Origin of the sequence: Chitinophaga sp. XS-30, assembly GCF_008086345.1 — a bacterium.
Lineage (GTDB): Bacteria > Bacteroidota > Bacteroidia > Chitinophagales > Chitinophagaceae > Chitinophaga.
In genome coordinates this window covers 912,849-935,257 of the sequence record NZ_CP043006.1, presented here as the reverse complement: position 1 = coordinate 935,257, position 22,409 = coordinate 912,849, and the positions used below count along the sequence as shown (strand labels likewise).

Sequence of the window (22,409 nt, the reverse complement as noted above, 5' to 3'; positions counted from 1 at the left end):
GCAAGCCATGAAGAAAGTTTTAATCTACGGCACTTTAACAATAGCGGCACTTGCCGCCATCATCTGGAAGCTGAACGCCAACAAAAAGGCGAACGCTGAAAAAACGGAATACGTAAAGGAAAGCAATACGGGCGATGTTCCGGTATTGACCGAAAAGGTGACCCTCACTGCATTCGAACAGCAGTTCGATGCCAACGGCAATTTTGAGCCTTTCCGTGAACTGACCTTCATGAGTGAAGTGTCCGGCCGCGTGACCAAATTGTATGTGGACGAAGGCAGCTATGTGAAGCAGGGCCAGGCGCTGGCCCGCGTGGACGACGAGATCGTGGGTACTGACCTGGAATCTGCCAAAGTAAATCTGGAACAGCTGAAAGTAGACAAGGAAAGATATGAAAGCGCTTTCCAGACCGGCGGCGTGACCAAAAAACAAATGGATGATGCCCGTCTGCAATACGACCTCGCTAAAAACAAATACGACGCTGCGAGCCGCCGTATCCGCGATACGCATGTGAAAGCGCCCATCTCCGGAACCATCAACGCCAAATACGTGGAAACAGGCGCATACCTCTCTCCCGGCACCAAAATGTTCGACATCGTGGATGTATCCCGCCTGAAACTGCGCGTGACCGTTCCGGAACAACAGGTGATCCATCTGAAGAATGGCGATAAAGTGGAGGTAAGCAGCAATGTGTACCCCGAGATCAAATATACCGGCACGATCACCTTTATCGCTGCCAAAGGCGATGCCAGCCTGAGCTATCCGGTGGAAATGGAAGTGGCGAACGTGAGCGGAAAGGCCCTGAAGGCCGGCATGTACGGCACAGCGCACTTCGCCATGCCGAAGCAGGACGCTGCCATGCTGATCCCCCGCGCGGCATTCATCGGCGGTGTGAACAGCAACAACGTGTATGTCATGGAAAACAATACCGCAAAGATCCGCAAGGTTACCGCAGGCAGGATCTTCGGCGATAAAGTAGAAATAAGGGAAGGCCTGAATGAAGGCGAAACGGTGATCACCAGCGGCCAGATCAACCTGACCGAGGGCGCAAAAGTAACAGTGCTCCAAAAGTAGGATTGGATTACCGGTATGCTAACAAACTAATTACTCATGAAGATTACAGAGATTTCGATAAAAAGGCCAACAGTGGTAGTGGTGCTGTTCACCATCCTTACACTGCTCGGCTTCATCAGCTACAAGTCGCTGAACTATGAGCTGCTGCCCAAGTTCTCTTCCCCGATCGTGACGATCGCTACGGTATATCCCGGCGCTTCGCCGCAGGAAGTAGAAAGTACGGTGACGAAAAAGATCGAGGATGCGGTGGCGTCCATGGAAAAGATCAAGAAACTGACCGCCAAGTCATCCGAAAGCCTGTCCATCGTAACCGTGGAGTTGAATAACGATGCGGATGTGGACATTGCGCTGCAGGACGCCCAACGGAAAGTGAACGCTATCCTGGCGGACCTCCCCGGCGATGCCAAACCGCCTTCCCTGAACAAGTTCTCGCTGGATGACCTGCCGATCATGACGCTTTCCGCCACGGCGGATATGGATGACCGCCTGTTCTTCGACCTGGTGGATAAAAAACTCCAGCCGCAGCTGTCCCGCTTGCCGGGCGTTGCGCAGATCACCCTCATCGGGGGACAGGAAAGGGAGATCAAGATCAATATAGATCCTGCAAAACTGGAAGCCTACAAACTGTCCATTCTGCAGGTGCGCCAGATCGTGACGAATGCGAACCTCGACTTCCCCACCGGTAAGGTAAAAACCCTGGACCAGCAGATACTGGTGCGCCTTGCCGGTAAATATAAGGATGTGGACCAGCTGAGAGATCTTGTGCTGACCACTACCGCTACCGGCACCCAGGTACGCCTGAAAGACGTGGCGGATGTGCAGGATGCGCAGAAAGATGCAGAAAGAGTGGCGAGGGTAGACGGCAAAAGCGCTATCGCCCTGCAGGTGCAAAAACAGACGGACGCAAATGCCGTGACCGTGAGTGAGCTGATGCAGAAAGCGATCGCCGGCATTGAAAAAGAATATGCATCCAGCGACCTGAAAATAAAAATTGCGAACGATGCTTCGGTGTTCACCCTGGAATCAGCGGATTCCGTGATCCATGACCTGGTGATCGCTATCCTGCTGGTGGCTGCGGTGATGCTGCTGTTCCTGCACAGTTTGCGGAACGCTATCTTCGTGATGATCTCCATCCCCGCATCGCTTATCGCCACATTCATTGGCATGAAACTGTTCGGCTTCTCGCTGAACCTGATGAGCCTGCTGGGCCTCTCGCTGGTGGTAGGTATCCTGGTGGATGATGCCATTGTGGTGCTGGAAAATATCTATCGTCATATGGAGATGGGCAAGAACAAAGTACGTGCGGCGTTTGACGGCGTAAAGGAGATCGGGTTCACCGTTACCTCCATTACACTGGTAATTGTGGTGGTGTTCTTACCCATTTCACTGACGAATGAACTGGTGAGCAAGATCCTCCGGGAATTCTGCGTGGTGGTTATGATCTCTACCATGCTGAGCTTGCTGGCATCTTTCATGATCGTGCCGCTGCTGGCTTCCCGTTTCGGCAAGCTGGAGCATCTCACGGGCAAAAACCTTTTTGAAAAATTCATTCTCTGGTTTGAAAAGCAGCTGAATAAATTCACACAGTGGATGACCGGCACGCTGAAATGGGCGCTGGCGCACAAGACCATCACCATTGTTGCCGCCGTAGCTTTGCTGATCGCTTCTTTCCAGCTCGTGGGCAGAGGGTATATCGGCGGAGAGTTCATTCCGCAGGGTGATCGCGGCCAGTTCATCGTGATGCTGGAAATGCCGAAAGACGCTTCTCTGGAACAGACGAACCTGGCTACCCGCAAGGCGGAGCAGATACTGGACAAAAAGCAGGAGATCACTTCGCTGATCACCACCGTAGGCCAGACCTCGGAAGATGGTTTCGGCGCGTCCCAATCCACAGCATACAAGGCGGAGATAACGGTGATGCTGGTAGATCAGCACCTCCGGCCGGCTGCGGACATATTCGGCGCCCAGGTAAAGAAAGAGCTGAAAGAGCAGCTGCCGGGCGTGAAAGTGAAAACCACGCCGGTGAGCATCCTCGGTACCGCGCAGCGTGCTCCGGTGGAACTGGTGGTTATGGGCACGGATATGGACAGTGTGATGAGCTTTGCCAAATTGGCCATGGGTGAACTGCAGAAGATAGAAGGCTCCAGCGAAGTGAAACTGTCGGTAGAAGAAGGCAACCCGGAGATCAATGTGCAGGTGGACCGGGATAAGATGTCTGCCCTGGGCCTTTCGCTCGAAACAGTGGGTGGTACTATGCAGACCGCGTTCAGCGGTACGGCGGATGATTCCAAGGTGAAATTCCGTCAGGGGGAATATGAATATGATATCAATATCCGTTTCGATGATTTCTCCCGCAAGAATATCAATGATGTGAAGAACATCGACTTTGTGAACAATCGCGGAGAGCTGATAAAACTGGCCCAGTTCGCGAATGTAACCGAAGGTTCGGGACCCAGCCACCTCGAGCGGCGTGACAAGAATACTTCCGTTTCCGTACAGTCGCAGGTAATGGGCCGCCCGTCCGGTACCGTGACCCAGGAGTTCGGGGCAGCGGTAGAAAAACTGCAGAAACCGACCGGCGTGTCTTATATATTCGGCGGTGACGCGGAAAACCAGGGCGATTCCTTCTCCACGCTGGGCGTTGCTTTGCTCATTTCCATCGTGATGGTATATCTCATCATGGTGGCGCTGTACGATAACTACATTTACCCGTTCGTGGTGATGTTCTCCATCCCGCTCTCCATCATCGGTGCGTTGCTGGCGCTGGCGCTGACGAACAATACGCTGAATATCTTTACCATCCTGGGTATGATCATGCTGATCGGTCTTGTGGCAAAGAACGCGATCATCCTGGTGGACTTTACCAACCAGATGAAGGAGGAAGGACAAAGTACTTACAATGCGCTGGTCCATGCGAACCAGGCGCGTCTCCGTCCCATTCTGATGACCACCATCGCCATGGTGATCGGTATGCTGCCGATCGCGCTGGCAACGGGAGGTGTGGCCTCCACGAAGAACGGTCTGGCCTGGGTGATCATCGGTGGCCTGATCAGTTCCATGTTCCTGACGCTGATCGTTGTACCGGTAATCTATTATGTGGTGGATAAAGGCATGCAAAAACTCGGCATGGGCCGCATTTCCAAAAAGCGCCTGATCCGTCAGCGGATGGTAGCGCCCACCAAAGCGGAAATAGAAGTGATGGAAATGGACACCGCTTCGATGATGAACTGATAAAGTTTCAGGTAAGCACTATAAAGAATAAGTGTTACAAACAGTGTAACAGTTGTAGGTTTAACTAAATGGCCGGGGTAGTCTTACCCCGGCCTTTATGTTTTGCCTTCAACTGCGGTGTGTTTTTACCCCTTGATGATCTTGTCATACGAAGCCATGATCCCCTTGATCAGCGAAGAACTGAACCCCTGATGCTCCATTTCGTTCAAACCCGCAATGGTACAACCTTTGGGGGTGGTTACCTTGTCTATCTCCTCTTCAGGATGGCGTTTTTCCCTGATCAGCAGCTCGGCCGCCCCTTTTACGGTCTGCGCCGCGATCAGGTTGGCGGTACGCACATCAAACCCTATTTCTATACCGCCCTGGATGTTGGCGCGGATGAAACGGAAGGCGTAGGCAATACCGCAGGCGCCAAGCACGGTGGCGGCATCCATGAGCTTTTCGTCGATGCTGACGGTCACACCCAGCTGATCGAACATTTTTTGCACGAAAGCTACCTGTTCTGCGCTGCCATTGCGGTGGCAAATACAGGTCATCGATTCCTGTATGGCGATGGCGGTGTTGGGCATGGCACGGAAGATAGGCAGGCCGGGCAGCGTGATCTTTTCCAGGTCATCCAGCAACACACCGGTGACCACGCTGATGAGGATCTGCTTTTCCACATCAAAGGAAGCGCGCAGTTCGCTCAGCACTTCCTTTACATTATATGGCTTGAGCGCTACCACCACCACTTCTGCCTGGCTGATGGCTTTTGCATTGTCTGATTCTACCTGCACGCCCTGATCGCGGAGGGCGGACAGGGTGGCGATATTCCTTTTGGTGATGGTGATATCGGATGCCTGGGAAAACCCGCTTTTCAGCAGGCCTTCGGCAATGGCGGAGCCTAAATTCCCTCCGCCGATAATGGCTATTTTCTTACCGGACATAACAGTCTATCATTTTGGAAGAGTAAGGTATGACAAAACCTGCAACCCTGCAAGGCAGTGTAAAAAGGCGATGGCCTCCGAAAACCGGAGACCATCGTCAGACAACATCAATATGACTATTCCTGATGACTCAGGCTTTAATCCAGTGTTACATGCCCCCAGTTCTCGCCGCTTTTGATGCGGTACAGCTGCATTTCACTGATATCGAACTGTTCGGCGATCTGTTTCATCGTTTTCCGGCCGGGCTTTTCCAGCAGGCGTTTGATGCTTTTTACCTTCGCAACGTTCAGCTTGAGCCCTTTCAGACGGTTGCGCTGTTTTTCCTTGTAGGCCAGTTTGGCCGGGCTTTTTTGCTGGTGTTTTTCCATTTCCTCCTTGGACGCCCAGCGGAGATTGGAAACTTTATTGTTCTTTTTATCGAAATCCAGATGTATGACGTATTTCTGCGATCGGCCTGATTTCGGGGAAAACAGCTTGGCCACTTCACGATGAAGGTAAAGGGACTGGTAGGTATCCGCCGGTTTGATGTTCAGCACCGTATATCCCTCTACGGTAGAGCCGGTCAACAATTTGCCATCCTCGATGCTTTCACGGTAACTGATCACCCGTCCCATGTTGGACACTGCGTACCGTTTGCGCAGCGCAGCTTTGTTTTTAATCTGCAAGTCTTTCCAGACTTCGTTCCTCAGATTTTTAATCGTGGCCATTGTGAAGGTATTTTTTTGTGATTCAAAGGGATCAACCAGGGAAACCACACACTACTTCATCTGGATGAACTGACGATTCGGTTGTATCAGCTATCAGGGGCATTGTCCGCTCAAATATATGATCTTTATACTGTAATGCGATGGCATCCAAGACCTCTTCTACCGCTGACGGTGTATTGCAAGTTACTAATTGTGCGCGGAATTCTTTGATGTGCGGCAAACCTTTCAGGTAATTGGCATAATGCCTGCGCATCTCCAGTATGCCCACGATCTCGCCCTTCCAGCTGACGCTGTGGTGAAGGTGCTGCTTGCAGACTTTCACCCGTTCCTCCACCGTAGGCGGCGGCAGGTGGCTGCCGGTTTGAAGGTAATGTTTTATTTCATTGAAAATCCAGGGGTACCCGATGGCGGCGCGGCCGATCATTACCCCGTCTATCCCGAATTTCTGCCGGGCGGCCAGGGCCTGTTCCGGCGTACAGATGTCCCCGTTACCAAAAATGGGAATACGGATCCGGGGATTGTTCTTCACTTTGCCGATGAGGGACCAGTCCGCATTCCCCTTATACATCTGCGTGCGGGTGCGGCCATGGATGGTGAGCGCTTTGATCCCCACGTCCTGCAGCCTCTCCGCCACTTCCTCGATGTTTTTGGTGTTATCGTCCCACCCCAGCCGGGTTTTGACGGTCACGGGCAGGCGTGTGGCCTTCACCACGGCTTCGGTAAGCCGTACCATTTTGGGAATATCTTTCAGGATGCCGGCTCCGGCGCCCTTGCAGGTCACTTTTTTCACCGGGCAGCCGAAATTGATGTCCAGCAAATCCGGATTCGCAGCTTCCACGATCTGGGCGGCCATCGCCATCGGCTCCTCGTCCCCGCCGAAGATCTGTATGCCCACGGGGCGTTCGTAATCGAAAATATCCAGTTTCTGCCGGCTTTTGATCGCATCACGGATAAGCCCCTCCGAAGAAATGAACTCGGAATACATCAGGTCCGCCCCGTTCGCTTTGCATACCACACGGAAGGGAGGATCGCTCACATCTTCCATGGGCGCCAGCAGCAGCGGAAATTCACCCAGTTCTATATCGCCTATTTTCACCATATAATCCGTATTCAAATGTATTTTGCCGAACACTGGCAAACACGCTGTAAATTTACGCAAATTTACTACAGCGATTGTTTATGGGCTACCTCCGTCAATATTCCCCTTTCATGCAACTGGTGACCTTCCTGGGCCTGATGTTTGCGTTCATGATGTTGCATTCCCTGTTCATGGCCGGATTTTTTCCGGCTATCAGCGGCGGCTATACGATAGAACAGTTCCGCGATGCCACAGTCTGGAAAGATCCGGCTTTTGTGCGGGGGCTCAAGACCGTACAGCTGTTGTACACGGTGGTGGGCTTTCTGGCGCCGGCGCTGATCTTCGCCTACCTGGCGCATCCCCGCCCGGCGCTATACCTGGGCATGCGGCAGGCCCCGAAGGGAAGCCAGCTGGTGCTGGCCGTTCTGGTGCTGGCCTGCGCCCTGCCGCTGGTGGGCGTAACGGCGGAATGGAACAACAGCTGGCAGGTATCCTATGCCATCCGGGATATGGAAGACCTGGCGGCGGAACAGACGAAATTGCTGCTGGATATGCCCGGCCTGAGCGATATGCTTTTCTCCCTGCTGCTGCTGGCCCTCCTGCCGGCCATCGCGGAAGAGCTGTTCTTCCGGGGCGTGCTGCAACGGCTGATCATGCAGATCGTAAAGAATGGCTGGCTGGCCGTGATCATTACCGCCATACTGTTCAGTGCCATTCATATGCAGTTCCTTGGTTTTATACCGAGAGTAGTGCTGGGCTTTGTCATGGGCGCCATTTACCTGCTCACCGGCAACCTCTGGCTGTCCATTGCCGCCCACTTCCTCAACAACGGGTTGCAGGTAGTGCTGGTGTACCTGTACCAGTCAAAAATGATTGATTATGATGTGCTGAAAGACGAGCATACCCCGCTTTATTACGGTGCCATCAGCCTGTTACTGGTCGGATTTTTGCTGACTGTATTACACAAACGTGCAAAAGCGGCGGGCCAGACCTTTGAACTGCCGGCGGAAAAGGAAGAGGAGAATGAAGATTCAATATTTAAAGACTGATATATGGAAAAAGATTGGGTGAAAGTTTATGGGAGCAACGTCTCCTACGAAGCGGAGATCATCAAGGGAATGTTGCTTGAAAATGAGATCGAGGCCGTGGTGGTCAACCGGCAGGATTCGTCTTTTGTGACCATGCTGCCCGGTATGGACGAGGTGTATGTGCACCAGTCCAACGAAACGAAGGCAAAAGAACTGATCGCGGCAGGCAGCGGGCAGGCTGGTAACGTGGAAAACAATGTGTAGCTTTACGCCGGTTCAACATCGTAGTCAAGCATGAAGACATTCGTCACGCGTACCGTTACTGCCCTTTTTTTTGTTGCCATCATGCTCGGGGGCATCCTGTGGAATGAGCTGTCATTTTTCCTTCTTTTTTTTCTGATCAATTTTTTTGCCCTGCAGGAGTACTTCCGGCTGGTTCGCCAGATCGATGCGGAATACAGTGAAGTGTCTGCCTGGCACCGCTATGGCGTGCTGGTTGCCGGTTGCGCGATGATGATGGCGGTAACGGACCAGCATTTTGCCGGCTGTGGTGTTTCACTGGGGGAGATCGGCTGGGTGATGGCCTTTATTTTCATTCTCCTGCTGCCGTTGGGCGAGATACTGATGAGCCGTAACTTCTCGCTGAAGACTATCGGGTATTCGCTGCTCGGCCTGTTATATGTGACCGCTCCGTTAAGTTTGATCGTGGATCTGCGTTTATACGAAGGTGGTGTTGTACCCGGATGGCATACCATTGTTCACCGGGGATACGGTTATCTCATTCCGCTCCTGCTGATCATTTTTATCTGGATCAATGATACGATGGCCTATATCGTAGGCTCCCTGATCGGCCGTACGCCGTTCTTTCCCTCCATCTCCCCGAAAAAGACCATTGAAGGAACAGTCGGCGGGATGGTGCTGGCGATCACCGCGGCTGGTGTTTTCGGCTATTTTTGGGGCGATCAGTGGTTGCACTGGCCTCACTGGATCGGGCTGGCCTGCATAGCAGCGCTGTTTGGAACGGCGGGAGACCTGCTGGAGTCCCGCCTGAAACGCCTGGCCGGCATTAAAGACTCCGGAAGCATCATGCCCGGGCACGGCGGGTTTCTGGACCGGTTCGATTCCCTGCTGGTAGCTGCTCCTTTTGCCTGGATCTATGCCAGGCTCTTTATTGCATAACAGAAAACACATCCCGCATTTTCTTCATAACTTCGTGCCGAACTTAACATCATAAAACAGAACAATGACTATCCACCGTGAGGGAACAGCCACTATTACCCTGACCTTTATACTGCTGGCGCTGATCAATGGCGCGATATTTTATTTCCTGCCCGGATCGCCGGTGCTTTTTTGGACCGTTCTGGGTTTTTCCCTGGTGTTCTTCCTGTTCATCGTTTCCTTTTTCCGCATTCCCAAACGCCAGCATACCCTGAATGAACAGCTGGTGATCGCTCCGGCGGACGGACGGGTAGTGGTGATCGAAGAAACGGTGGAAACGGAATATTTCAAAGACAAACGCCTGCAGGTATCCATTTTTATGAGCCCGGCCAATGTGCATGTGAACAGGAACCCGATCAGTGGGGAGGTAAAACTCAGCCAGTACCATGCCGGCAAATACCTCGTGGCCTGGCACCCGAAATCATCCACCGAAAACGAGCGTCATACCGTGGTGATCGGCAACGGCACGCAGGAAATACTGGTACGGCAGATTGCCGGCGCCCTCGCCCGGAGGATCGTCAATTATCTCAAAGCCGGTATGCAGGTAAAACAGAACGACGAAATGGGCTTTATCAAATTCGGCTCCCGTGTGGACATCTACCTGCCCGTTGGCACCAAAGTGGATGTGCAGTTGCAGCAGACCGTGAGAGGCGGGCAAACGGTGATTGCGAAGCTGGGGTAAATACCATACCTTCAGCCTGCTTCATTTTTTAACCTGTTATAATCAGTGATGAAAAAATTTTTGTTGGGATTTGCAGTGCTGGTATTACTAACCTGTGTGATCATAGCCGCACAGCGAAAACCAGCTGAAAATGCGCCGGTAACGAAGAAAGAAACGGTGACCTGTAATGACGGGGATAGTTCCGCAATCGGCAAATCCTGCTGCATGCCTTCAAAAGCAGCAACCATGAGGTCGGCCAATGCAAAACCGGTCGAAACGGAAAAATAAAGATTGAAAAAAGATATCCAAAGGAGGGTGTGTCAAGTACGATATACCCTCTTTTTATTCGGGTACCTGATGAGAGGCTGGTAGTCGCGGCACAGCTGAAGTTTGCACGGGAAATTAACGGGACAGGCGCTTCCCCTTTACTTACAATATCTCCTTCAATTCCTGCAAACACCTGATCGTATAAGTGGGCTTCACTCCTTCCTGTACTTTATCCGGCGCAAAATACACCTGGTCCATGCCCGCTTCCTGCGCGCCGAGGATATCTACATCCAGCGTATCGCCGATCATGATGCTTTCCTCATGCTTCGTGGAAGCCAGGTTCACCGCATAATCGAAGATCTCGCGGTGCGGCTTCAGCCTTCCGCAGGTCTCGGAGGTGATGATATGCGTGAAGTAATGCTGTATGCCGGAATGTGCCATCTTCAGCTTTTGCGTTTCCTCAAAGCCGTTTGTAATGATATGGATGGGGTAGTCTTTTTCGCGGAGGTAATCCAGCACATGGGTGGTGTGCGGGAAAAGGGCCGTTTTGGTAGGCAGCACTTCCAGGAAGCGCATACCGAGGTCATGGCACACTTTATCGTTGCAGATCCTGAAATCCAGGAAGGTCAGGCTGAAACGTTTGGTACGCAGTTCCTGCCGGTTGATGAATCCTTTCCGGAAGCGGTCCCACAGTTTATCGTTGATAACGGAATAAGACGCGTAGAATTTGTCAAACGAGGGTATCCCCAGGCTTTCCAGCGAATGTTCCTCATAAAGTTCCTGCAGTGTTGCGATGGCGTTGGCCTCAAAATCCCAAAGGGTATGATCCAGATCGAAAAAAATATGCTTGTATCTCATAATGGTGCCACAGTGCTTACAATAACAAAAGTACGACAACTGTGCCAGAACTGCCCGGCGTAACGTAGTTTTAACGTTTTTTCCGGTTTTCGTTCGCACAGCTTATTTTTATGTGTTTATAACAATAAAAGAACAGCATGAAGTATGCAGTCATAACAGGAGCCAGTAAGGGAATCGGCCGTGCCATAGCGGAAAAGCTGGCGGCGGAAGGTTTTGATATTGCCATATGTGCGCGGAATGCGGCGGCGCTTGCCGTTGCGAAGGCTGCGATAGAAGCGCAGCGGGCCGGGGCGAAAGTGCTGGCGGAAGTGGTGGATATGGGCGTGAAAGCGGAAGTGCTGGCATTTGCCCGTAAAATTCAGGAGGAGCTCGGCCCTGCAGCGGACATCCTGGTGAACAACGCCGGCATTTTTGTACCGGGGGCGGTGCATGAGGAAGCGGACGGGCATCTGGAGAAAATGATGAATGTGAACGTTTACAGCGCTTATCATCTCACGCGGCAACTGCTGCCGGCTATGCAGGAAGCCCGCAGGGGGCATATTTTCAACCTCTGTTCCACTGCCAGCCACAAAGCATATCCCAATGGGGGTTCATACAGCATCACAAAGTTTGCGCTGCTGGGGTTCTCCAAAAATCTGCGGGAAGAGATGAAGCCTTTTAACGTGAAAGTCACTTCCATTAGTCCCGGCCCCACGCTTACCGCTTCGTGGGAGGGGTTCAGCGGGCCGGAGGACCGCCTGATGGAGCCCGCTGACGTATCGGCCATGATCTGGGCCGCCTATACCCTTAGCAAACAGGCTGTTGTGGAAGATATACTGATGCGGCCCATGTTGGGTGATTTCGAATGAAATCCTTTCCAGTGGCTAATTTGAGCCTATTTTTAACTAACTTTTAACGAGCATAGAAAGGCTGCGCCGGGCGCTTTGGTTAAATTTGTTTCCAGGATGAAGGTTATTACTGCCAATTTTAAAAGATCTGTTTGCACACTCCTGCTGACCTGTTGTGTAGCCGTTATGGCGAATGCCCAGGAGTTCCGGTTCACGGCTGCTGTAAATTCAAATACCATTGCGCTGGATGAACTGGTCAGGATACAATTCCTGATTGAGAATCCTGTCAATCTCAGCGCTTTCAATCCTCCCGAATTCAAAGGGTTCAACATCGTGCAGGGCCAGCAGCAGATGCAGGGCAGTTCCATCATCAACGGCCGCGCATCCACTTACATCGCTTTCAGTTATGTACTGCAACCGAAACAAGCCGGTTCTTTTACCATTCCCGGCGCTACCGCGCGGGTAGACGGCAGGATCGTGAAAAGCAATCCCGTGAATATCGAGGTGGTGAAAGGTGGCGAAGGTTCGCAGCTTCCGCCGCAACGCCAGCAGCCGGCGCCGCGCAGAGCGTACCCGGACCGTGGGGAATCGCAACCCGGTGTGCTTCGCCCGGGTGAAGATGTAAAGGAAAAACTGCGGAAGAATATCTTTGTAAAAGTGGATGTGGACAAAACCACGGTATATGAAGGGGAACAGCTCACCGCCACCTATAAATTGTACACCCGCCTGCCCACGAATTCCAGCGTAACAAAAGTGCCTGCCTTCAAAGGGTTCTCCGCAAAGGATATCGACCTGCCCAATCCGCCGCAGGCAACGGAGGAAATGGTGAACGGTGTGCCTTTCAAGGTGTTTATCATCCGGAAGACCTTACTGTTCCCGCTGCAGAGCGGCGTGCTGGAGCTGGACCCTGCGGAGGTGGACAACCAGGTGCATCTGGTCAGCGTCAACCGCAGAAAACGGCCCGCCAATGACCCGTTCAACGATCCCTTTTTCCGGGATGCCTTCGGCGGCGCCAATCCCTTCGATGATCCTTTCTTTGAAGATGCCTTCGCCAGACCGCAGTATGAAGTGGTGCCGTACAAGATCCAAAGTCCCACCGTCAAGGTAACGGTAAAACCGCTGCCGGCAGAAGGTCGCCCGGCCAGCTTCAATGGCGCGGTCGGTAATTTCAGGATGACGGCTACAGTGGATAAAACGGACCTGAGCACGGATGATGCGATCACCCTGAAGGTAGGGATCACCGGGCAGGGAAATGTGAACCTGCTGAATGCACCGCCGCTCAACATACCACCGGCATTTGAAAAATATGATCCCTCCGTTTCCGATAAAATTGACAGGAACAGCAATCCGCTGAGCGGAACGCGCCAGTTCCAGTATGTGCTGATGCCGCAGGAGAAAGGTAATTTCACCTTGCCGCCTGTGGAGTTCTCTTATTTCGATCCGGCGGCGAATGCTTATAAAACGCTGCAGTCCTCTGCTTTCCCCCTGCATATCATTGCCGGCAAACAGACGAAGAAAGAAAAAGAGGATTTCGGGAACACGCAACTGGCGGACATCCGCACGTCCGGGCAGCACTGGAGCAAACAGAGCCCCTTCTTCTTTGGCAAACCGGTGTTCTGGGTGCTGCTGGCACTGCCTTTACTGGTATTGGCCGGCATGGCCGTCTACCGCAGGCAGCAGGTTTTCCGGCAGAGCAATGCAGCATTACTGCGGCATAAACACGCTAACAAGGCCGCGCTGAAACGCCTTGAACTGGCGGCGCGTTATCTGAAGGAGGGGAAAGACAAGGCCTTCTATGAAGAAACCTCCCGCGCCACATGGGGTTATCTCAGCCATAAGCTGAAGATCCCGATGGCGGAGTTGAGCAAACAGGTGGTGCAGGACAGGTTGCAGGCGCTGCAGATCAATGCTGAAACAACGCGCAAGCTATTTGAACTGACAGACCGTTGCGAGATGGCCCTGTATGCCCCGTCCGGCAGCAGCGAACACCGCCGGAACGCATACCAGGAAGCCGTGGAAGTGATCAGCTCACTGGAAGATGAATTAAAAGGCCGGTCCGCAAAATAAAGATTATGACGCGATCATTCATTCAACCAATCATGCTGGCAGCTGTATGCCTGCTTTCTTGCATTACCCTTCAGGCACAGGATACCGCACTGTTCAGGGAAGCCAACCAGCTTTACCGGGAGCAGGAATACCGGGCGGCGGCGGCAAAATACCAGCAGCTGATCGATTCCGGTTACCAGGTGGCCGATCTTTACTTCAATGCCGGCAATGCTTATTACAAAAGCAATCAGACCGGCATGGCGGTGTACAGCTTTGAGAAAGCGCTGAACCTGAACCCCGGCGATGACGCCATTGAGCATAACCTGCAACTGGCTAACCTGCAGGTGAATAATACGATTGAATCCCTTCCCATGTTATTTTTTGAACGATGGTGGCTGCAATGGCAGCAGCTGCATACCGCCGCGGGATGGGCCATCGGCACCATTGTGCTGTTCTGGCTCTGTTGTGCGGGCGCTATGGCATATTTCTTCATCCCCCGCTTTCAGGGCAACCCGTATATCCGCTGGAGCGCCACCGCATTCGCAGTGCTTTTCATCGGGTATTTCAGCATGGCCGTATGGATGCATAACAAGGCTTATAACAGCGGTGTGGGCATCGTGCTGAAAACGGTGAAGGTAAAGGCCGCGCCGGATGATGGCGGTAAAGACCTCTTTGACGCACAGGAAGGGGTTAAAGTACACCTGCTGGACGCCACCAGTGAATATTGCAAGATCGAACTGGCGGATGGCAAAACCGGCTGGATAGCCGTGGCCGATGTAAAGGAGCTGTAGCTTACAATTTCTCTATCCGCATCAGGAAGTCCTGTTTCCTGTTCCGGGATACGGGAATGTTCTTCCCGTCCGTCATAATGATCTCTCCCCCGTCTCCCTTGATGTATTTGTACATGAATGCCAGGTTGATGAGGAAGCTGTTATGCACTCTGAAGAAACCTTTATCCCTCAGCACTTCTTCCACTTCTTTCAACGTCCGGCAGATCAGCACGGGTTTCCCCAGGCTCTGCAGGAATACACGGGTATAGCCGCCTTCCGATTCGCAATACAGGATATCCTTTACCGGCATCATCCGCAGCCCGTCCACCGCGGGGAGTGCGATCCTTTCATTGGGTTGTATATGCTGCTGCAGGAATTGCAGGAGCGCGTCTACCTTGGAGGCGGTATTGGTGTTCTGGGAGAGGGCTTTATGTGCGGCCTGCACCAGTTCTTCCTTGTCCACCGGCTTCAGCAGAAAATCGAGGGCGCTATGGCGGATGGCCTTGATGGCATAGCGGTCGTATGCCGTAGTAAAGATAACGGCGAAGCTGCGGCGGGGACAGTTTTCCAGCATCTCGAAGCCATTCATGCCCGGCATTTCCACATCCAGGAAAACCAGCTGCGGGTGATGCCGTTCAATGGCCTGCAGTCCTTCTTCCGCACCGTTGCATATGGCGGAGATCGTGATCTCCGGGCAATGGCGGGTCAGCAGTATCTGCAATACATCCCGACAGTGTTGTTCATCATCAATGATAATGGCTTGCATGCTTCGAATTTACTTAAAAATCTCCTCTTCCTGCGGCAGGGAGGCAGCAGTAACATCCGGCAGATGGATGATCGTATAGGTGCCGGTCCTTTTATGATGCTGGTCGTACAGATGTCCGCTGCTGATGGTGGCATGTGTATGGTAGCGGGCATTGAGCCAGAGGAGGCGTTCCGCCGCTACCCGGGTGCCTGAGGTCTTTTGCTGATAGCTGTGAAATACGCTCTGGCGGGGCATGCCATTGTCTTCCAGCCGGATGTACAGTTCATTTTCCTTTCGCCCGATCTCTATCCGCAGCCGGCCTTTTTTGTCCGGCGTCTTTTGCAGCAGGCGGTGCCAGATGGCATTCTGCAAATACGGCTGAACGATAAAAGGCGGCACCAGTATCTGTGTGCCCTGTAGCGCAGGTTGCAGTTGCAGGCTGTATTCAAACTGGCCTTCAAAACGCAATTGTTCCAGTTGCAGGTAAAGCTCCAGCCCCTCTATCTCTTCCTGCAGGCTGATCCATTCCCTGCCGCTGTTCTCTATCGTCATACGCATCAGCCGCGAAAAGCGGGTCAGGTAGGAGGAGGCCTGTTCTGTTCTGGCGGAAAGTATATAGCTATGAATGGCGTTCAGGCTGTTGAAAATAAAATGCGGGTCCATCTGCGATTGCAGTGCATGCAACTCCAGCGCGGCCCAGCTGCGCTGGGCAGACATCTTTGCCTGTATCTTTTTCCTGAGCCGGCGTTCCCTCCACCAGAAGAACAGGCCAACAGCCCCGGTAACAATGAGGAATACCGCCCAGTAGAGCGCTTTCCCGTTTAGCAGGAAACATAAGCCGTCATGTAACAATACAGATTCACCGAAGGGGTTATACATATCAGATTCCTAAGCCAGTCAAAGATACGGCTGCCGGAATCACCGGAAAAGAGGGATTGAATAGCTGGCAGCAGGCAGCTTACGGATGGCAGCGGAAGGGGGATAGATGGAAACGGCGCATCAGCCGTCCGTAAACTTGTAACCTACACCGCGCACGGAATGAAAATACTGTGAATTGCGGCTGTCCTGCTCGAAGTATTTGCGGAAGTTGAGAATGAAATTATCAATGGTACGGGTGGTGGGATATACGTTGTATCCCCATACTACCTGCAGTATCTTTTCCCGCGTAACCACTTCTCCCTTGTTTTCGATCAGCAGTTTCAGCAGCATGGTTTCTTTTTTGCTCAGCTCATGGTGTTTACCGTCTTTACCCACACATTCCTGTGCGGCAAAATCGATCATATTGCTGCCAAAGTGATATACATTGGGCACACTGTCCTTGTCCTGTATCTTCTTGTTCTTTACAATGAGCTTTTCTACCCGGAGCAGCAGCTCTTCCAGGTTGAAGGGCTTGGTCATATAGTCATCCCCGCCCTTTTTAAGGCCGAGTACGCGGTCCGCGCTGCTGTTCTTGGCGCTGAGGAAAAGAATGGGCACCTCGTTATTTTGTATGCGGATATTTTCACATACGGCCAGTCCATCCATTTCGGGCAGCATGATATCGAGAATGATCAGGTCGAAATATTCATTCTTGACGGCCTTCAGCGCAGCGGTGCCATTGTCCACCGCCGTAACCTCATATCCTTCCAGTTCCAGGTTCAGCTTTAACGCTTCCTGGAGGTTCTCCTCGTCTTCTACCAGCAAGATCGATGCTTTCGTCGCTTCCTTCATGTGTGAAGTGTTATTTTATGAATTACTGATAAAATTACGACGAAGCCGTTAATTTTATACAGATTGTACGGAATAATCGTTCCAGGTCATCTCAAAGGTGGTGCCTTTGGGAACATTGTCTTTCACTGTAATGGTGCCGCCGTGCTGTTCCACGATCCGTTTGGTCAGGTACAGCCCCAGTCCGGAACCTTTGGACTTCCGGGTGTTTTCGTTCCCGATGCGGTAGAATTTAAGAAAGATCTTGTACCGCTCTTCCGCCGGTATGCCTTCCCCTTCATCGCTGACGGTCAGCTTCAGGCCTTCTTCCGTGGCGCGGAGCCGGATGGTGATATCCGTTCCTTTCGGCGCGTATTTTACGGCATTCTCCACCAGGTTGTTCAGCATCAGCTGCATCATGAACTTGTCCGCCTGCAGCCAGACGTGCGGAAAGATATCCGCTTTGATGTGATGGCTGGCCGTCCGGTCCCGGAGCTCTTCTATGCCTGCGCAGAGCAGGCGGGAGAAATCCAGGTGTTCCAGGAAAGGCTGGTATTTCTGGTGCTCGAACTGGGAAGCCAGCAGGATGTTATTGCACAACTGGTCCAGCCGGTTCGTTTCGCGGATGGTATTGTTCAGCAGCTTGAGTTGTTTTTCTTCATCCAGCTTGTGCTTGCGCAGTGTCTCCAGGTTAAGCTTGGCGGTAGCGATGGGACTTTTCAGCTCATGGGTAACCGCCATCATGAAGTTCTGTTGCTGCCGCGAGAGCCGCATCTGTTTCCATACGGAACGGTACACGAGCACAGCGCCGGCGATGATGAGGATCAGGAAGATCACGCCTTCGCCGATATATTTGAAGGTGCGCATCTGTTCCTCCTTTTGCAGGCGCTGCATTTCCATCATGAATTCAGCGGGCTGGTTCAGCTGGTGGATGCGGTGCATCAGTTCCTGCTGTTCATACCTGGAGATCTGCCTGCTTTGCTGGTGCAGCAATACGCCCCACCATAGCAGCTGGAGAACGGTGTATGCCAGCACAAAAACGTACACGCCGGTGATCACCTTACTGTTTTGCAAGCCTGTTGAGGACTTCTTCATGTCGTCATTTCCTTATTTCCGCGGAGCGGCTTTTTCTACACGCAGGCCCACGCTCATTACATAAGGCAGCGGGTCCTGCCGCATATTCTGCTCAAAAGAGAAGCGGTACAGACCGGGTTTGGACAGCAGCGCATTTTGCTGAATGGGAATGCGGTGCTCAAAGATATCGTCCAGACCATTGCCGAGCCATTTACCGTAGGTATCCGCCAGCGGCAGTTCCACTCTCCTCACACCCGCGGTACTGTCTCCCGGCGTGAGGGTGCGGATAAGCAGCCAGAGATTATTGTACGGATAGGCGTCTGTATGCCTTACATTCACGTAGATGTTATAGTAGAAGGCGGTATCCTCCGGCGCCAGTTCCACTTCAAAAGAGGGCTGGTATGCCGTCAGCCATTCCTGGCGGGGAATATCGCGGTTCTTTTCAAAGGTTTCCATCCTGGGAGGTTTGCAGGCAACAGCCAGCATGCTCAACAGGGCGCAAGTGATTCGAAACTTCATCTTCAGGATCATTTTTAAAGGGCTTAAAGGACGTTCAGCACCTGTTCTTTGGCTTTTTCCAGTTCATCCTTCATCATCACCACCCATTGCTGTATGCCGGCATCATTGGCTTTGGAACCGGTAGTATTGATCTCCCGGCCGATCTCCTGCAATACGAAGCCCAGTTTCTTTCCTTTGGCGGCATCCGCTTCGGCAAGGATATCCTTGAAATAACGGCAATGGTTCTGCAGGCGGATCAGTTCTTCCGATATGTCCAGCTTTTCCAGGTAGAAGATCAGTTCCTGTTCCAGGCGGTTGCCGTCTACGTTGTCCTTACCTACATATTCTGCCAGCAGGGTTTCCAGGCGGAGGCGCACGCGGTCTTTACGAAGCGGGTCCAGTTCCTTTACCTTTTCCGTGTACAGCAGGATGTTATCGATACGCAGCAGCAGGTCCTTTTCCAGCACAGCGCCTTCATCGATGCGGTGGGCATCCATATCGCCCACTGCGGTGCGGATCACTTTGGCCACTTCCAGCCATTCGGACTCTTCCATTTGCTCGGATGCGGGTGTTACCACTTCCGGCAGTTTCATCAATACGTTCAGCATATCTTCCTGCGGCAGGGAGAGGTCATTCGCCATGGCGCTGATCGCCTGATGGTAATACCGGGCCAGTTCCGTGTTGATCACTACCGGGCGGGTGGCTCCGTTCTGTTTGATGTTGATGGTAGCATCCAGCGTGCCGCGTTGCAGCTCCTGCTGAAGGATATTACGGATATCGAATTCATAGGGTTTTAACAGGGGAGACATTTTGAGGTTCACCTCAAACTGTTTTCCGTTCAGCGATTTTATCTCCGCGGTGATCGTTGTTTCCCCCCGGGTTACTTCCGCACGGCCGAAGCCGGTCATGGATTTGAGCATAATATCTGTTTATTGTGACAAACCTAGTTAAATTAAGCCATATTTGGATTGGGCTTCAATGAATTTGGAGGGCATTGAACAGCTCTTCCCGGGAAAGCGCTATCATGTCACCCGGCTGCATATGGCCGATATGAAGCTGCGCGATCCGGTAACGGATAAGCCTCAACGTCGGAAAACCGACCGCGGCGGTCATCCGGCGCACCTGCCTGTTCTTTCCTTCTTTCAGTACCAGCCGTATCCAGGGAGCAGGGATGAGTTTGCGGAAACGGATAGGCGGATGCCGTTCGGGCACTACCGGATCGCTGGCAAATATCGCGGCATCCAGGGCTTTCACATGATGATCTCTCCCGTCCACCCGGATGGTCACGCCATCCTTCAGCTGCTGTATGGCCTTTTCCGTCACCGCGCCGTCTACCTGTACCCAGTATTCCCTTTCATGCGCCTGCCCGGGATGCAGGAGGCGGTGGTTGAGGGTTTTATCGTTCGTGAGGATCAGCAGCCCTTCACTGTCGTAATCCAGCCGGCCCACGGGGTACACATCACGGGGCACATCAAAGAAGTCTGACAGCACTGCTTTATCTCCTTCTTTCCCGAAACGGGTCAGCACCTCATAAGGCTTGTACACGGCAAAATAGTGAAGGCTCAAAATGCTTGCTTTGGTTAAGGGGCTGTAAATTAGTAATTTTGCCGCATCCATAGTGGTTTTATGGAGTAGTTATGTTAAGCGATCAAACAGCGTGCCGGTACTGCAACAAGTACATGAGCGATATTTTTTCGGCCTCCACACCGGAACATGCGGCAGAAATTGTCCATGCCAAGCAATGCACCCTTTACAAGAAAGGCCAGGTCATCTTCCAGGAAGGCGCACATCCCTATGGCATCTATTGCATCAATACCGGAAAGATAAAACTCTCTCACAGCGGTGACGAGGGGCGGGACCAGATCATCAGGCTGGTGAAACCCGGAGACCTTATCGGTTATAAGGCCCTTATCAGCAACGAGCCTTATACCGCAACGGCAACCGTGCTGGAAGACAGCGCCGTCTGCTTCATACCCAGGGACATCTTTCTGCTGGCCATGCAAAAGGATGCTTCCCTTTCCCTCAGGATGATGCAGATACTGACCAGCGAACTGCGCCGGGCGGAAACAAAGATCACGCACCTTGCCCAGAAGCCGGTGCGGGAACGGCTCGCTGAAACATTGCTCACACTGAAGGAAACATATGGACTTGAAGCGGATGAGCAAACCATCAATGTTACCCTTTCCAGGGAAGAGATCGCCAACCTGGTAGGTACGGCAACAGAGTCAGCCATCCGGCTGTTATCCGAGTTCAAAAAGGAGAAAGTGATCGACCTTTCCGGCAAGAAGATCAGGATACTGCGTCTCCAGCAGCTGATCAAAATGGCAAACCTGCAGGATTGATACCAGCTATTCGTTTAATTAGTAGCCCTTTATACCGGCAAGTCACCGGCTTTGCATTTTTCAGGTACTGGAAAAGGGTAAAAAGGAAGGAAAAATGAAAACCCGGGCAACCGCCGAAGCCGGCCTTTTACCGCATAAAAACATTGTTCAACAAGTATCAAAGGGATCTGTTCCAAAAAGTATGATCGGCTGAAACGCAGTGCTGCCACGGGTTGTAGCGGCAATAAAAAAAGTCTGACCGTGATTACAATCAGACTTTCTTGTTATGTGAATGGGTTAGTAAGTACAGGGAAATAAAATTCCCTACACAATATTAAAAAGAATTTCATCACAAAAGAAAAATTTTGCAAGAAATTTTATTCACAAGCAAAAAAAAATTGTGGATAACGCCCCCTAACTTTGCGCTTACTTTAACGAAGTTCATATGAAGTTTGAAAAACCGATACCGGTAAAAGAAATAGCTGCGATGATTGGCGCAGAACTTTCAGGGAATGAAAACCTGATGGCTACAGGGATCAACGAGATCCATAAAGTGGAAACAGGGGATATCTCCTTTGTGGATTTTGAGAAGTACTACAATGCCTGCCTGCATTCCGCAGCTACCATCATCATCATCAACAAAAAGGTAGCAGCACCGGAAGGAAAGGCATTATTGGTGCTTGATGATCCTTTCAGCGCTTATGTAAGCCTGGTAAAACGCTTCCGGCCATTCGTTCCGGCACATACGCCGGTGAGTGATACTGCCGTTATAGGAGAAGGCACCGTGCTGCAACCCAACGTGTTTGTAGGACACCATGTCCGGATCGGCAAAAACTGCATCATTCATCCCAATGTGACCATTTACGATCACACCATCATTGGCGATAACGTGATCATCCATGCCGGCACCGTGATCGGCGCGGATGCATTTTACTTCAAGAAACGGGCAGACCGGGAAGTGATGTACGACAAGCTGGAAAGTTGCGGACGGGTGATCATTGAACATGATGTGGAGATCGGTGCCGGTTGTACGATCGACAAAGGGGTGAGCGGCGATACGATCATCGGCGCCGGTACGCGGTTCGATAACATGATCCACGTAGGGCATGGCGCCGTGATCGGCAGGAACTGCCTCTTTGCTGCCCAGGTAGGTATCGGCGGCAAAGCCATCATTGAAGATAATGTGATTCTGTGGGGACAGGTGGGCGTATCAAAAGACCTCACCATCGGCAAGGGTGCGGTAGTGTATGCGCAAAGCGGCGTTCCCGCATCGCTGGAAGGCGGCAAAGTGTATTTCGGCTCTCCGGTAACCGATGCCCGGGAAAAGCAGCGGGAGCTGGCCTGGATCAAACGTATTCCCGAAATGTGGGCGAAGCTCAACAGTTAAACTAACAAG

23 protein-coding genes are annotated in these 22,409 nt (G+C 52.2%); 11 read left to right on the top strand and 12 right to left on the bottom strand.

All coding sequences use genetic code 11. The features are described 5' to 3' along the window. The first annotated feature begins 7 nt into the window (after window positions 1-7). Window positions 8-1,072, top strand: coding sequence for an efflux RND transporter periplasmic adaptor subunit (locus FW415_RS03900; protein ID WP_148382982.1), 1,065 nt, complete (start codon window positions 8-10; stop codon window positions 1,070-1,072). Window positions 1,073-1,108: 36 nt separating this feature from the next. Further along, complete coding sequence (locus FW415_RS03895) at window positions 1,109-4,303, top strand: efflux RND transporter permease subunit (protein WP_148382981.1); 3,195 nt, start codon at window positions 1,109-1,111, stop codon at window positions 4,301-4,303. Window positions 4,304-4,428: 125 nt separating this feature from the next. Here FW415_RS03895 and proC read toward each other — a convergent pair whose 3' ends face one another. From proC to dusB, 3 genes are all read right to left on the bottom strand, one after another. Continuing rightward, a complete protein-coding gene (gene proC, locus FW415_RS03890; protein WP_148382980.1) occupies window positions 4,429-5,229 on the bottom strand; it encodes a pyrroline-5-carboxylate reductase in 801 nt (266 codons plus the stop codon). Between the two features lie 137 nt (window positions 5,230-5,366). Then, window positions 5,367-5,936, bottom strand: a complete 570-nt coding sequence (locus tag FW415_RS03885; RefSeq protein ID WP_148382979.1) for an NUMOD4 domain-containing protein — start codon at window positions 5,934-5,936, stop codon at window positions 5,367-5,369. Window positions 5,937-5,967: 31 nt separating this feature from the next. Then, complete coding sequence (gene dusB, locus FW415_RS03880; protein ID WP_148382978.1) at window positions 5,968-7,035, bottom strand: tRNA dihydrouridine synthase DusB; 1,068 nt, start codon at window positions 7,033-7,035, stop codon at window positions 5,968-5,970. An 80-nt stretch (window positions 7,036-7,115) separates the two neighbouring features. On the opposite strand from dusB, the gene FW415_RS03875 reads away from it, so the two are divergent. From FW415_RS03875 to FW415_RS03860, 4 genes are all read left to right on the top strand, one after another. Further along, window positions 7,116-8,063 carry a CPBP family intramembrane glutamic endopeptidase gene (locus tag FW415_RS03875; protein ID WP_148382977.1) on the top strand — a complete coding sequence of 316 codons (948 nt, stop codon included), beginning with the start codon at window positions 7,116-7,118 and terminating at the stop codon, window positions 8,061-8,063. 3 nt (window positions 8,064-8,066) lie between these two features. Further along, entirely contained in the window at window positions 8,067-8,306 is a 240-nt protein-coding gene (locus FW415_RS03870) for a putative signal transducing protein (protein WP_148382976.1), read from the top strand. Between the two features lie 30 nt (window positions 8,307-8,336). Then, on the top strand, window positions 8,337-9,221 hold the full coding sequence (locus FW415_RS03865) for a phosphatidate cytidylyltransferase (RefSeq protein ID WP_148382975.1): 885 nt from the start codon (window positions 8,337-8,339) through the stop codon (window positions 9,219-9,221). Window positions 9,222-9,285: 64 nt separating this feature from the next. Beyond that, window positions 9,286-9,942, top strand: a complete 657-nt coding sequence (locus tag FW415_RS03860; protein ID WP_148382974.1) for a phosphatidylserine decarboxylase family protein — start codon at window positions 9,286-9,288, stop codon at window positions 9,940-9,942. A gap of 11 nt (window positions 9,943-9,953) precedes the next feature. On the opposite strand, the gene FW415_RS03855 is transcribed toward FW415_RS03860, so the two are convergent. Both FW415_RS03855 and FW415_RS03850 read right to left on the bottom strand, forming a co-directional pair. Further along, window positions 9,954-10,169, bottom strand: coding sequence for a hypothetical protein (locus FW415_RS03855; protein WP_168208656.1), 216 nt, complete (start codon window positions 10,167-10,169; stop codon window positions 9,954-9,956). Between the two features lie 181 nt (window positions 10,170-10,350). Continuing rightward, a complete protein-coding gene (locus FW415_RS03850) occupies window positions 10,351-11,046 on the bottom strand; it encodes a YjjG family noncanonical pyrimidine nucleotidase (RefSeq protein ID WP_148382972.1) in 696 nt (231 codons plus the stop codon). 137 nt (window positions 11,047-11,183) lie between these two features. Between FW415_RS03850 and FW415_RS03845 the strand changes: the two genes are divergently transcribed. The 3 genes from FW415_RS03845 to FW415_RS03835 all read left to right on the top strand — a co-directional run bounded on the left by FW415_RS03845 (window position 11,184) and on the right by FW415_RS03835 (window position 14,710). After that, window positions 11,184-11,894: an SDR family oxidoreductase gene (locus tag FW415_RS03845; protein ID WP_148382971.1), complete on the top strand. Its 711-nt coding sequence runs from the start codon at window positions 11,184-11,186 to the stop codon at window positions 11,892-11,894. Between the two features lie 96 nt (window positions 11,895-11,990). Further along, complete coding sequence (locus FW415_RS03840; RefSeq protein WP_148382970.1) at window positions 11,991-13,940, top strand: BatD family protein; 1,950 nt, start codon at window positions 11,991-11,993, stop codon at window positions 13,938-13,940. Between the two features lie 5 nt (window positions 13,941-13,945). Then, on the top strand, window positions 13,946-14,710 hold the full coding sequence (locus FW415_RS03835; RefSeq protein WP_148382969.1) for a tetratricopeptide repeat protein: 765 nt from the start codon (window positions 13,946-13,948) through the stop codon (window positions 14,708-14,710). Between the two features lies 1 nt (window position 14,711). Here FW415_RS03835 and FW415_RS03830 read toward each other — a convergent pair whose 3' ends face one another. From FW415_RS03830 to FW415_RS03800, 7 genes are all read right to left on the bottom strand, one after another. Then, window positions 14,712-15,455 carry a LytTR family DNA-binding domain-containing protein gene (locus tag FW415_RS03830; RefSeq protein WP_148382968.1) on the bottom strand — a complete coding sequence of 248 codons (744 nt, stop codon included), beginning with the start codon at window positions 15,453-15,455 and terminating at the stop codon, window positions 14,712-14,714. Window positions 15,456-15,464: 9 nt separating this feature from the next. Further along, window positions 15,465-16,313 (bottom strand): sensor histidine kinase, encoded by an 849-nt coding sequence (locus FW415_RS03825; protein WP_148382967.1) that lies wholly within the window; start codon window positions 16,311-16,313, stop codon window positions 15,465-15,467. 120 nt (window positions 16,314-16,433) lie between these two features. After that, window positions 16,434-17,144 carry a response regulator transcription factor gene (locus tag FW415_RS03820; protein WP_148382966.1) on the bottom strand — a complete coding sequence of 237 codons (711 nt, stop codon included), beginning with the start codon at window positions 17,142-17,144 and terminating at the stop codon, window positions 16,434-16,436. Window positions 17,145-17,198: 54 nt separating this feature from the next. After that, entirely contained in the window at window positions 17,199-18,215 is a 1,017-nt protein-coding gene (locus FW415_RS03815; RefSeq protein ID WP_148382965.1) for a sensor histidine kinase KdpD, read from the bottom strand. Window positions 18,216-18,227: 12 nt separating this feature from the next. Further along, the gene (locus FW415_RS03810) at window positions 18,228-18,713 is read right to left on the bottom strand and encodes a gliding motility lipoprotein GldH (RefSeq protein WP_168208655.1); all 486 of its coding nucleotides are present in this window, start codon (window positions 18,711-18,713) and stop codon (window positions 18,228-18,230) included. A gap of 23 nt (window positions 18,714-18,736) precedes the next feature. Beyond that, complete coding sequence (locus FW415_RS03805; protein ID WP_148382963.1) at window positions 18,737-19,612, bottom strand: YicC/YloC family endoribonuclease; 876 nt, start codon at window positions 19,610-19,612, stop codon at window positions 18,737-18,739. A gap of 55 nt (window positions 19,613-19,667) precedes the next feature. Continuing rightward, window positions 19,668-20,258: a pseudouridine synthase gene (locus FW415_RS03800; RefSeq protein WP_148382962.1), complete on the bottom strand. Its 591-nt coding sequence runs from the start codon at window positions 20,256-20,258 to the stop codon at window positions 19,668-19,670. A gap of 113 nt (window positions 20,259-20,371) precedes the next feature. On the opposite strand from FW415_RS03800, the gene FW415_RS03795 reads away from it, so the two are divergent. Next, the gene (locus tag FW415_RS03795) at window positions 20,372-21,034 is read left to right on the top strand and encodes a Crp/Fnr family transcriptional regulator (protein WP_246858903.1); all 663 of its coding nucleotides are present in this window, start codon (window positions 20,372-20,374) and stop codon (window positions 21,032-21,034) included. 424 nt (window positions 21,035-21,458) lie between these two features. Continuing rightward, window positions 21,459-22,400, top strand: a complete 942-nt coding sequence (locus FW415_RS03790; protein ID WP_148382960.1) for a UDP-3-O-(3-hydroxymyristoyl)glucosamine N-acyltransferase — start codon at window positions 21,459-21,461, stop codon at window positions 22,398-22,400. The last annotated feature ends 9 nt before the right edge of the window (window positions 22,401-22,409 follow it).